Here is a 12,235-nt window from a genome sequence, read left to right as displayed (position 1 = left end):
AAATACTAGGTAAAATGATGCAAAAAGAGAATTTATATAAATTAGACAAAATAATTCAAGAAATTGATTTTATATTTGAACAAACTAAAGGCGAACTTGTGCAAGCTTTAAAAAATGAAACCAAACAAAAAGCTATTTTCATGTCCCTAATCAATATTAAAGAAACAATAAAAAATATTCAAGATAGCGAAGATACTGAAGTTATGGTAATTTTTCGCGAAGAAGATATGAAAAGACTCTCAAAAAGTAGAAATATTGCGGCTCATAATAGTCAAGCTATGGATTTAAATATCGTAACAAACCTTATTCGCTATGATTTGCCAAAGCTCAAACAAAATATTGTTAATTTTAAAAATAATCCACATAATTTCAATTTTATTTCAAAAGAAAAAAACACCAAGAAAAAAATACTAAAACCACTGGAAGTATTGATTATTTTTTTATTTATATGTATTTTATCTTGCATTGTTTTTATCACCTACTTTTTACTTAATAAATCTTCTAAAAATATAAGACAAGAAAATTCTTCGTATAGCTTTCATACAAACTATTTTTATTCCCTAGAACCTTTTACTCTTAACCTATCACAATCTGGCAGACAAAAATATATACATTGTGCTATTGATTTGGAATTAACAGGTAAGATTTCTTCAGAAAATTTTACAAGAATTTTGCCTGTTATTAGAGATATCATTATTCAAACCATTCTAGCAAAAGAAATACAAGAAAATGAATTATCTGATTTTAAATTAGAACTTCAAAGAGAATTGCTTAAAAAAATCAATGAAAAATTAGGTAGTAAGCTAATAAAAGGATTATATTTTAAAGATTTTGTCATTTCCTAAAAATTTTTAAAAAATTTTCAAGCCTTTTAAAAAGGCTTGAATGAAGATTTTGAAAGATTACTCAACTTCAGCGTCGATTACATCGTCATCTTTTTTCTTTTTATCGTTCGCTGCATTTGGCTCATCTTTTTTATACATGTTTTCAGCTAATTTATGAGAAACTTCACTTAAAGCTTTCATTTTGCTTTCAATCTCTTCTTTGCTTGCATTTTGATTTTTCAAAGTCTCACGCAAATCATCAAGAGCTTTTTGGATATTTTCTTTATCAGTAGCAGCAACTTTTTCACCCAACTCACTTAAAGATTTTTCTACTTGATGAGCCAAGCTATCAGCTGCATTTCTAGCATCTACAGCTTCTTTGCGTTTTTTATCTTCTTCTTTGTGAAGTTCAGCATCTTTTACCATGTTGTTAATTTCTTCTTCGCTAAGTCCGCTTGAGCCTGTGATTTTGATCTCTTGGGCCTTACCTGTTGCTTTATCTTTTGCGCTAACAGTTAAAATACCATTTGCATCGATATCAAAAGTAACTTCGATTTGTGGCATACCACGTGGTGCTGGTGGAATTCCTTCAAGATTAAAATTTCCTAAAGATTTATTATCACGGCTAAATTCTCTTTCCCCTTGTAAAACATTGATAGTTACAGCACTTTGATTATCCTCAGCGGTTGAGAAAACTTGCTCTTTTTTAGTTGGGATAGTTGTACCTTTTTCGATAATCTTAGTCATTACCCCGCCCAGAGTTTCTATACCCAAAGAGAGCGGAGTAACATCAAGTAAAAGCACATCTTTAACATCGCCTTTTATAACCGCACCTTGAATCGCCGCACCAATAGCCACAACTTCATCAGGATTTACAGACTTGTTAAGATCTTTATTAAAGGCTTTTTTCACTTCTTCTTGCACTAAAGGAACACGAGTAGAGCCTCCTACCATAACGATTTCTTTGATCTCATCTTTTTTAAGACCTGCGTCACTTACTACTTCATTGATTTTAGTGATGGTTTCAGCCACTAAAGAATCAATCATACCTTCAAATTTAGCTCTAGTGAGTTTTTTAACCAAATGTTTTGGCCCACTTGCATCTGCTGTGATAAATGGTAAATTAATTTCAGTTTCATTAGCTGAACTTAATTCTTTTTTAGCGTTTTCTGCTGCTTCTTTCAAGCGTTGTAAAGCCATAACATCATTTTTAAGATCTATGCCTGTTTCATCTTTAAATTCATTAGCTAGAAAATCAATAAGTTTATTATCAAAATCATCGCCTCCTAAGAAAGCATTACCACCTGTTGCTAAAACTTCTACCACATTATCTCCAGTTTCAAGCACAGTAACGTCAAAAGTTCCCCCACCTAGATCATAAACCACGATTTTTTCACTATCTTTTTTATCAAGTCCATAAGCTAGAGCTGCTGAAGTAGGCTCATTGATAATTCTTAATACATTAAGTCCTGCTATCGTTCCTGCTTCTTTTGTCGCTTTTCTTTGCGCATCGTTAAAATATGCAGGCACGGTAATAACCGCATCTACAACACTCTCGCCCAAGAAAGCTTCAGCATCTTCTTTTAGTTTCATTAAAACTTTTGCTGAAATTTCTTGCGGAGTATAAATTTTACCTGCGATCTCAATCGCACAAGCGCCATTTCTTTCAGTGATATGATAAGGAAGTCTGTTTTTAGCTTCTTTAGCCGCGTCTTCATTGATCATCAAACCCATAATTCTTTTAATAGAATAAATAGTTTTTTCAGGGTTAGTCACCGCTTGGCGTTTTGCACTATCTCCTACTAAAACCTCGCCTTTATCTGTAAAAGCTACCACAGAAGGAGTTGTATTTTTACCTTCTTTGTTTGGGATTACTTTACTCTCACCGCGTTCATACACAGCAACACAAGAATTGGTTGTTCCTAAATCTATACCTATAACTTTACTCATTTTTTATCCTTTTTATTAAAATTTATTTTGCTACACTAACTTTAGTTGGGCGGATTACGCGATCGGCTATTTTATAGCCTTTTTGAAGCACGGTAACCACTTCACCACTTTGATGATTTTCACTATCTACATGAAACATTGCCTCATGTAAATTTGGATCGAACTCTTTTTCTTCTTTAATAAGAGCCACTCCATGCTTTTCAAGTTTTTTAAGAAACAAATCTAAAGTGTTTTGCACTCCTTCTTTGATTTTTAAGCTAATTTCATCATGGCATTCGACATTGATAGCTGCTTCTAAAGCATCTAAAACATCAAGCAAATCCTTTGCAAAACTTTCATTTGCATAAGCCATAGCGCTTAGCTTTTCTTTTTCCATTCTTTTTTTAATATTTTCAAATTCAGCGTTTGCACGCATATATTTGTCTTTTAATTCATCATAGTCTTTTTGCAATTTGTTTTGCTCAACATCTTCGATATTTTGCAAATTCTCATCTTGCAAATGTTCAGAATTTTCTGCGTTTTCGTTTTCAAATTCTTGCTTTTGCTCGCTCACGCTGCCTCCTTTATGTATTGTAATATTTTTTTATAATCCGTATAAACACTACCTGCTAAGATAATATTTACATCTTCGCCCAAAAACTGCGCATCCACCTTAAGCCCCATAAAACCTTCTTTAAATAAAGGTTCAAATTCAAGACTTTCTTTAAAATAACGATGAACTCCACAATCTAAGAGCTTAACAAATTCATCATTTTGATAAATTTGATAAGCTCTTTCTTCATTACTTCTATAGCAAATCAAATTTTGTCTTAAGCTAGCTATTTTTTCTACAAGATCCATAAAATGAACTCTCAAAGCTATTCTTTCTATACTAAAAAGATCTAATCCTATAAGACTTTGTAAAAAATTCCATGCTTCTTTTTCATATTTTAAAACGAGCTCTTCTTCTTTAAAATCAAGCACTATAAACTTAGCATTTAGATCAAGCACTTCTTTAAGTACTAAGCTTCTACCACCATAAACAAGACAATAAATTTCAAATTCTTTGCTCAACTCTTTTAAAAAATTCTCACTTTTGATATTGATATCTTGATCTTGTTCTTTTTTCCAAAAACTTTGCCAATAATTTTGCATTGTCAAAATAGTAGGAATTCTACCACTACTTATATGAAGCTGAGTGATCAACCCCTCGTCGCTAAGCCTTTTAAGATAAACGCGTATAGTTGAAGCAGGAATACAAAGATTTAAATTCAATTCATTTGAACCAATAGGAACATTATCTAAAAGATAAGTTTGGATGATGGAATCTAAAATCAAATCCTTTTTATCTCGGCTTTTCATAGCTCTTTCCTTAAATTTTTAGCACTCTATTTTTTGATTGCTAGAAGTATTATACAACATTGAGTGTTATTTTGTCAAGTATAAATATAAAAAAATATACTTAATTTTATTTAGTCTATATGACTAAACTTTTATTAGTTACTTTTTTATAAGAATACAATATATCAAAATAAAAATAACAATACACTTTATAAGATAATTATAAAAACTAAGCCCAAATTTTAATCAAATCAGATATTTTTCCATAACTTGTAGAATTTGTATCAAAATAAGTTTGCTTCATTTCGTTGACAATTTCACCAAGATTGTCATAATTAAGTTTAGTTGCATCTTCAGGTTTTAAACCTAGCATTTTTGCACTTCTTTGTTTGAATAAATCCACAAAACCTTCATAGAAAATTTTAAATTTATTCGGATTAAAAACAAGTTTTTTACTCCCAGTTTCTTTATCTTCAACTTCATCAAAAATTTTATCAGATAATTGCATTTTAAGTAAAGATTTTTCATCTTCACTTAAATCATCATATTTTACACCTTTACCTAATTTATCCAAGATATCTTTAATTTCTATTGTATTAGTTTGATCAAATTTAGTTAAAGTTAATATACCTACGCTTTCAGTCCATCCAGAATTTGGAGCTTTGGTTTTTACTGCTTGCATGCCAGTTTCACTAAAACTAAGCTCTCCATTAAAATCTCCATCTTTTCTTATCATTTTATCAAGCTCTAAACCTATAGTTCTACCAGCATAATCTGTATCTTTAGTATCATCTGGACGCATTTCTCTAAAATCTTTTTCAAAACCAAATAGAGTATCCACGCTACCATTTAATTGTGTATAAGATTGCACAAAAAGTCCTAAATTTGTTTCCTGTGCTACAAAACCACTTTTCGTATCTTCAAGTTCATAATCTTCTAAATATCCATCATTATTTCTATCGCTAGCCACATAAGCTCTAGTATATGCTATATCAGCATACCATCCAGCCACGAAATTTTCAGCTTTTCCACTTAATATATATGATCCATCAAGTCTTTTAGTCATATCTTCTTTGTCAAATTCAATCCCCATTTTATTGATGGCTGTTGAACTTAAAGCACTACGAACGAGTTTATTTGTAATAGGATCTCTAAAATATATAGTAGTCATACCTCTTTCAGCTTTTTTCACTTTATCACTTACCTTTTGATTGAAAACTTTTTCATCTTCTAATCTTTGAAGCATAGTTTGAGCTACATCTGTTTTTTGATCTTGAAATGAAGAGGAATTTTCGTCTTTTTCATTAAGAATCTTTGGTTTTAAATTCAACTTAAAAGATTTATATACACTAGCTTGCTGAGAAGATTTAGATATGGGTTGAAAATGATTAAGAAATTTTATAAAATCCATTTTGATGCCTTCAAATTTTCGACATCTTTTCAAAAATATTGCTAATATATTTTACGTAATTTTAACTTAGAAAATTTTAAATTTTATCCTCTATTACCTTCCAAACCCCTAAAAACACCCTATTCTCTCTAAAACCCCTAACTAGCAACAAACTTTTTTTAAACACTATTCTAAGTGTCATCTAAAACAACAATAAAAATAAACATAGGATTTATATATAAAGTAAGTAATGAAGACATTTAACAAGTCCGCAATGAGCTACTTTCCCCCTGCCAGTAAGGCGTAGTATCATCACCCACGATGTGCTTAGCTTCTTGGTTCGGGATGGAGCAAGGCGTTTCCACATCTGTATAATCACGGACATTGTTATTTAAATATTCTTTGAAAGATTTAATTTATAAATAAAGCTTAATCTTTTATTTCTTTATTTTTTTCTTTATTCTCTTTCTTCTTTACTTATCTTTTATCTTTAATAAGTTTTTATATAGAATACTTAAAAAACAATGTTAAGAGCAAGTTCTAATATAAACTTTACTTGAAAGATTTCTATTAAACTCTAAATATTATCTATATTCAAAGTCTTATTAAAAACCTTAACAAGGAAGTGATGCTTTATTAAAGATAAGCCAAACGCTCTATTAGTACTGGTCAGCTAAAGGACTTTCATCCATTACACACCCAGCCTATCAAACTAGTAGTCTTCTAGAGAGCTTAGAGAAGATTCATCTTAGAGTTGGCTTCACGCTTAGATGCTTTCAGCGTTTATCCTTTCCAAACTTAGCTACGCTGCGATGCTCTTGGCAGAACAACAGCTACACCAGTGGTTTGTTCAACCCGGTCCTCTCGTACTAGGGTCAAATCTCTTCAATCTTCTTACGCCCACGGCAGATAGGGACCGAACTGTCTCACGACGTTCTGAACCCAGCTCGCGTACCGCTTTAAATGGCGAACAGCCATACCCTTGGGACCTGCTCCAGCCCCAGGATGCGATGAGCCGACATCGAGGTGCCAAACCTCCCCGTCGATGTGAGCTCTTGGGGGAGATCAGCCTGTTATCCCCGGGGTACCTTTTATCCTTTGAGCGATGGCCCTTCCACACAGAACCACCGGATCACTAAGACCGACTTTCGTCTCTGCTTGACTTGTATGTCTTGCAGTTAAGCTGGCTTATACCTTTATACTCTACGAACGATTTCCAACCGTTCTGAGCCAACCTTTGTAAGCCTCCGTTATTATTTGGGAGGCGACCGCCCCAGTCAAACTACCCACCAGACATTGTCCCACTTGAGGATAACTCAAGCTGGTTAGCTACCCAAATAAGAAAGAGTGGTATCTCAACAACGGCTCATATACAACTGGCGTCATATACTCAAAGCCTCCCACCTATCCTGCACATTCTTATCCAAGTAGCAGTGTCAAGCTGTAGTAAAGGTCCACGGGGTCTTTCCGTCTTGCCGCGGGTAGGAGGAATTTTCACCTCCACTACAATTTCACTGGATCCCTCTTTGAGACAGCTCCCATCTCGTTACGCCATTCATGCAGGTCGGTATTTAACCGACAAGGAATTTCGCTACCTTAGGACCGTTATAGTTACGGCCGCCGTTTACTCGGGCTTCGATCAAGAGCTTCGCTAATGCTAACCCCATCAATTAACCTTCGAGCACCGGGCAGGCGTCACACCCTATACATCCTCTTACGAGTTAGCAGAGTGCTGTGTTTTTGGTAAACAGTCGGGAGGGACTCTTTGTTGTAAGTTTCTTCGCTTTCGGAGTAAATCCTAGTACGAAGCTAACCACACCTTATACCGAAGATACGGTGCTATTTTGCAGAGTTCCTTAAAGAGAGTTCTTCCACGCGCCTTAGAATACTCATCCCACCCACCTGTGTCGGTTTACGGTACGGGCAACATTAGCTAAACTTAGAAACTTTTCTTGGCTCGACGGCATCAGGGGTTCTTCTATCCATCCGAAGACTTCAAAAAGCCTTTCAGTTCTCGGAGTGTTCTTATACGGATTTGCCTATATAAGCTCCTACGACCTTAGACTAGCACTTCCATCCGCTAGCCCCCTTAGCCCTAAGCGTCCTTCCATCGCACACTAATGTTGGTATTGGAATATTAACCAATTTGCCATCGTCTACCCCTTTCGGACTCGACTTAGGACCCGACTAACCCTACGATGACGAGCATCGCGTAGGAAACCTTGGGTTTACGGCGTTAATGATTCTCACATTAATTATCGCTACTCATGCCTGCATGCTCACTTCTATTCGCTCCAGCACTCCTTACCGGTATACCTTCGACGCAAGTAGAACGCTCTCCTACCACTTGCACACAACTTAAACTACTTAAACTTTAAACCAAGAATATTTTTACTGATTTTACTAAGTTTTATTTCTATCTTTACTCTATAAAAATCAGTAAAAATATAACTTAAAACATATAACTTAGTTTTTTATATTCTAAACTTAAATAATCTAAGTTGTGTGCAAGTCTACAGCTTCGGTACTTACTTTAGCCCCGTTATATTTTCCGCGCAAAATCACTAGACCAGTGAGCTATTACGCTTTCTTTAAAGGATGGCTGCTTCTAAGCCAACCTCCTGGTTGTTTAAGTAACTTCACATCGTTTTCCACTTAAGTAAGATTTAGGGACCTTAGCTGGTAGTCTGGGTTGTTTCCCTCTTGACGACGGATTTTATCACTCGCCGCCTGACTGCTGTGATTACATATAAGGTATTCGGAGTTTGATAGGGTTTGGTACATTGGTGTATGCCCTAGCCCATTCAGTGCTCTACCCCCTTATATTACGACACAACGCTATACCTAAATATATTTCGGAGAGAACCAGCTATCACGAAGTTTGATTGGCCTTTCACCCCTATCCACAAGTCATCCCGGGGCTTTTCAACGCCTATGGGTTCAGTCCTCCACTAGTTCTTACACTAGCTTCAACTTGCTCATGGATAGATCACTTCGTTTCGGGTCTGCAGCATCTGACTAAGCGCCCTATTCAGACTCGCTTTCGCTACGGCTTCGCGTTTGCTTAACCTTGCCAGACACCACAACTCGCAGGCTCATTATGCAAAAGGCAGTCCATCACACTGTATTGCTACATAGTGCTCTGAATGATTGTAAGCAAATGGTTTCAGGTTCTATTTCACTCTGATCACCTCAGTTCTTTTCACCTTTCCCTCACGGTACTTGTGCACTATCGATCTGGTATTAGTATTTAGGGTTGGATCGTGGTCGACCCGGATTCAGACAGGATTCCTCGTGTCCCGCCCTACTCAGGATACTGCTAGCTAAGCTTTGTTTTTCGCATACGGGACTATCACCCTCTATGGCTATACTTTCCAGAATGTTCTGCTAAACTCAGCTCTTGCACATTGCAGTCCTACAACCCCCAGTGCAAGCACTGGGTTTGCCCTCTTGCGCTTTCGCTCGCCGCTACTGACGCAATCTCTATTGATTTCTTTTCCTGAGGGTACTAAGATGTTTCAATTCCCCTCGTTCGCTCCTATATAGGTAATGTATATCTCTATACATTGGGTTGCCCCATTCGGAAATCTACGGATCAAAGCTTCTTGACAGCTCCCCGTAGCTTATCGCAGTCTAGTACGTCCTTCATCGCCTTTACCAGTCAAGGCATCCACCATTCGCTCTTAGTAGCTTACCTTTTGATGTTCTTTTAGCAGATGAGCAAAGCTCATCTTAAAGAACCAAAGCTAAAGGCCTACCCCGCCAACCTAAAAGATATTAGGCTTAAAACGAAATAAACTAAACATTCATTAAAAAATTAATGTAGATAAAGCTTCAATTCTTAATCACTAAAAAAACAATTTGCATAAAAGTTAGATATAACCTAACTTCTACCTTTTTTATTGATTCTAAAACGCATCACTTCCTTGTTAAAGTTTTTATGATAAGACTTCTTTATCTTAAGACGGAAAGCATTCAAACCTTAATATAGAACTAAATGATTTAGTCTCAACTAAGCTGTGAGTTTGAAACTTGTCTTTAATTTATAAATCTTAAATCTAATATTCTCTTTATTTTAAAGATAAAGATAATTAAAAGATATAAGTTAAACCAAAGAAAAGATAAATAGGTTTTATCCTTTAACAAGTCCTGTAAAATTGTTTTTATTAAAACTTGCTTGTGACTCTTAACAATGATAATTAAAAAGAACATTTAGGTTTAAAACCTAAAGGAAGTATATATATTAATATAATCATTATAAATATAAATACATAATGTATATGCTACTTATATCTATATAAAGTATATTCTTTTATAGTTAAAGATAAAAAAATAAATCTAAGTATAGAGTTTATATTTTATATTTAATCTACTTTATATACTTGCTTTAGATTTTAAAGCTTTTTTATTCAAATCTTTTTTATGGTGGGCCTAACAAGACTTGAACTTGTGACCTCACCCTTATCAGGGGTGCACTCTAACCAGCTGAGCTATAGGCCCTTAATAAATGGTGGAGAATAGCGGGATCGAACCGCTGACCTCCTGCGTGCAAAGCAGGCGCTCTCCCAGCTGAGCTAATTCCCCATAAACAATTAGCTTTAATCAATCTTTGAAATCTAAACAAGAATCAATTGAGTTTATATATTTGAAGTAATAGTTGTGAGACTTATTACTTTGTACTCTAGAAAGGAGGTGATCCAACCGCAGGTTCTCCTACGGTTACCTTGTTACGACTTCACCCCAGTCGCTGATTCCACTGTGGACGGTAACTAGTTTAGTATTCCGGCTTCGAGTGAAATCAACTCCCATGGTGTGACGGGCGGTGAGTACAAGACCCGGGAACGTATTCACCGTAGCATGGCTGATCTACGATTACTAGCGATTCCGGCTTCATGCTCTCGAGTTGCAGAGAACAATCCGAACTGGGACATATTTTATAGATTTGCTCCACCTCGCGGTATTGCGTCTCATTGTATATGCCATTGTAGCACGTGTGTCGCCCTGGGCATAAGGGCCATGATGACTTGACGTCGTCCACACCTTCCTCCTCCTTACGAAGGCAGTCTATTTAGAGTGCTCGGCCGAACCGTTAGCAACTAAATACGTGGGTTGCGCTCGTTGCGGGACTTAACCCAACATCTCACGACACGAGCTGACGACAGCCGTGCAGCACCTGTCTCTAAGTTCTAGCAAGCTAGCACCCTCATATCTCTATAAGGTTCTTAGGATATCAAGCCCAGGTAAGGTTCTTCGCGTATCTTCGAATTAAACCACATGCTCCACCGCTTGTGCGGGTCCCCGTCTATTCCTTTGAGTTTTAATCTTGCGACCGTACTCCCCAGGCGGTACACTTAATGCGTTAGCTGCATTACTGAGATGACTAGCATCCCAACAACTAGTGTACATCGTTTAGGGCGTGGACTACCAGGGTATCTAATCCTGTTTGCTCCCCACGCTTTCGCGCCTTAGCGTCAGTTGAGTTCCAGCAGATCGCCTTCGCAATGGGTATTCTTGGTGATATCTACGGATTTTACCCCTACACCACCAATTCCATCTGCCTCTCCCTCACTCTAGACTATCAGTTTCCCAAGCAGTTTAATGGTTAAGCCATTAGATTTCACAAGAGACTTGATAATCCGCCTACGCGCCCTTTACGCCCAGTGATTCCGAGTAACGCTTGCACCCTCCGTATTACCGCGGCTGCTGGCACGGAGTTAGCCGGTGCTTATTCCTTAGGTACCGTCAGAATTCTTCCCTAAGAAAAGGAGTTTACGCTCCGAAAAGTGTCATCCTCCACGCGGCGTTGCTGCGTCAGGGTTTCCCCCATTGCGCAATATTCCCTACTGCTGCCTCCCGTAGGAGTCTGGACCGTGTCTCAGTTCCAGTGTGACTGATCATCCTCTCAGACCAGTTAAGCGTCATAGCCTTGGTAAGCCATTACCTTACCAACTAGCTGATACTATATAGTCTCATCCTACACCGAAAAACTTTCCCTACTCAACTTGTGTTAAGCAGGAGTATAGAGTATTAGCAGTCGTTTCCAACTGTTGTCCTCTTGTGTAGGGCAGATTAACTATACCTTACTCACCCGTGCGCCACTAATCCACTTCTAGCAAGCTAGAAGCTTCATCGTTCGACTTGCATGTATTAGGCACGCCGCCAGCGTTCACTCTGAGCCAGGATCAAACTCTCCATAATAAACCTTCTTTAGCATCAAGGCAAAGCCTTGACTAAGAAGCAAGCTAAAGGCCTACCCCGCCAACCTAATATAGATAAACTACTTAGATTGCATTAAAGAGATAAACCTTATTACTTTTATAGATAGTTTAATCTTTTTCTTCAAAGAAAAAGTTATAAAAGATTAAAAGAAAAGCTTTTAATCTTTTTAAATTAGATTGAATAGATTTTACATAATTGCTTATGCCTAAATCTTTCTGGCTCAATCGATCACTTATTTAGATTTCAAAGATTGACTAATAAGATTTGAATAACAATACTAATTTAAAAGAACAAAACAAAAAATCATTTTTAAAAGAAAAGTTTTTAAATTAAAAACAAGATTTATAAAAAAGCTTTTTAGTTTTAAATTAAAAAATTAAGAAAGTTAAAAACTCAAATAATTTAAAAACTTAAAAAATCTAAAATAAAGTTAATTTATAAAATCTACTCAGTTAGTGAAACTTTATAATTTAAAAGATTTTAAGTCCTTTTTTCAAAAAAGGAAATGAAAGTATAACCAATTAAACTTAAA

5 protein-coding genes, 2 tRNA genes and 3 rRNA genes are annotated in these 12,235 nt (G+C 36.1%); 1 reads left to right on the top strand and 9 read right to left on the bottom strand.

Translation table 11 applies throughout. The annotated features are described in order from the left end of the window. Positions 1 to 17: 17 nt before the first annotated feature. Positions 18 to 845, top strand: coding sequence for a flagellar basal body-associated FliL family protein (locus AJN70_RS03300; RefSeq protein WP_250535418.1), 828 nt, complete (start codon positions 18 to 20; stop codon positions 843 to 845). 57 nt (positions 846 to 902) lie between these two features. On the opposite strand, the gene dnaK is transcribed toward AJN70_RS03300, so the two are convergent. The 9 genes from dnaK to AJN70_RS03255 form a co-directional block, all read right to left on the bottom strand. Next, positions 903 to 2,774, bottom strand: coding sequence for a molecular chaperone DnaK (gene dnaK / locus AJN70_RS03295; RefSeq protein ID WP_070248291.1), 1,872 nt, complete (start codon positions 2,772 to 2,774; stop codon positions 903 to 905). A 22-nt stretch (positions 2,775 to 2,796) separates the two neighbouring features. Continuing rightward, on the bottom strand, positions 2,797 to 3,327 hold the full coding sequence (gene grpE, locus AJN70_RS03290) for a nucleotide exchange factor GrpE (RefSeq protein ID WP_002790452.1): 531 nt from the start codon (positions 3,325 to 3,327) through the stop codon (positions 2,797 to 2,799). Further along, positions 3,324 to 4,115, bottom strand: coding sequence for an HrcA family transcriptional regulator (locus AJN70_RS03285; protein ID WP_070295489.1), 792 nt, complete (start codon positions 4,113 to 4,115; stop codon positions 3,324 to 3,326). The genes grpE and AJN70_RS03285 overlap by 4 nt, the downstream gene beginning before the upstream one ends. A 208-nt stretch (positions 4,116 to 4,323) precedes the next feature. Continuing rightward, positions 4,324 to 5,505: a hypothetical protein gene (locus AJN70_RS03280; protein WP_070295488.1), complete on the bottom strand. Its 1,182-nt coding sequence runs from the start codon at positions 5,503 to 5,505 to the stop codon at positions 4,324 to 4,326. Positions 5,506 to 5,750: 245 nt separating this feature from the next. Continuing rightward, positions 5,751 to 5,867: ribosomal RNA gene (rrf, locus tag AJN70_RS03275) — 5S ribosomal RNA — on the bottom strand. Positions 5,868 to 6,122: 255 nt separating this feature from the next. Beyond that, positions 6,123 to 9,181 (bottom strand): 23S ribosomal RNA (locus AJN70_RS03270). Positions 9,182 to 9,907: 726 nt separating this feature from the next. Beyond that, a tRNA-Ile gene (locus AJN70_RS03265) sits at positions 9,908 to 9,984 on the bottom strand. An 8-nt stretch (positions 9,985 to 9,992) separates the two neighbouring features. Beyond that, positions 9,993 to 10,068 (bottom strand) — tRNA-Ala (locus AJN70_RS03260). A gap of 101 nt (positions 10,069 to 10,169) precedes the next feature. After that, positions 10,170 to 11,682: ribosomal RNA gene (locus AJN70_RS03255) — 16S ribosomal RNA — on the bottom strand. The 16S, 23S and 5S rRNA genes sit together here with 2 tRNA genes alongside, the layout of an rRNA operon. Positions 11,683 to 12,235 lie beyond the last annotated feature (553 nt).

Source organism: Campylobacter sp. BCW_4341 (assembly GCF_001764255.1).
GTDB classification, from domain to species: Bacteria; Campylobacterota; Campylobacteria; order Campylobacterales; family Campylobacteraceae; genus Campylobacter_D; species Campylobacter_D jejuni.
This window is presented reverse-complemented; position numbering and strand designations above follow the sequence as displayed.

Excerpts from the sequence above, each read along its gene's own strand:
- AJN70_RS03300 (WP_250535418.1), top strand. The coding sequence starts at position 18 with ATGCAAAAAGAGAATTTATATAAATTAGACAAAATAATTCAAGAAATT.
- dnaK (WP_070248291.1), bottom strand. The coding sequence starts at position 2,774 with ATGAGTAAAGTTATAGGTATAGATTTAGGAACAACCAATTCTTGTGTT.
- AJN70_RS03285 (WP_070295489.1), bottom strand. The coding sequence starts at position 4,115 with ATGAAAAGCCGAGATAAAAAGGATTTGATTTTAGATTCCATCATCCAA.
- AJN70_RS03280 (WP_070295488.1), bottom strand. The coding sequence starts at position 5,505 with ATGGATTTTATAAAATTTCTTAATCATTTTCAACCCATATCTAAATCT.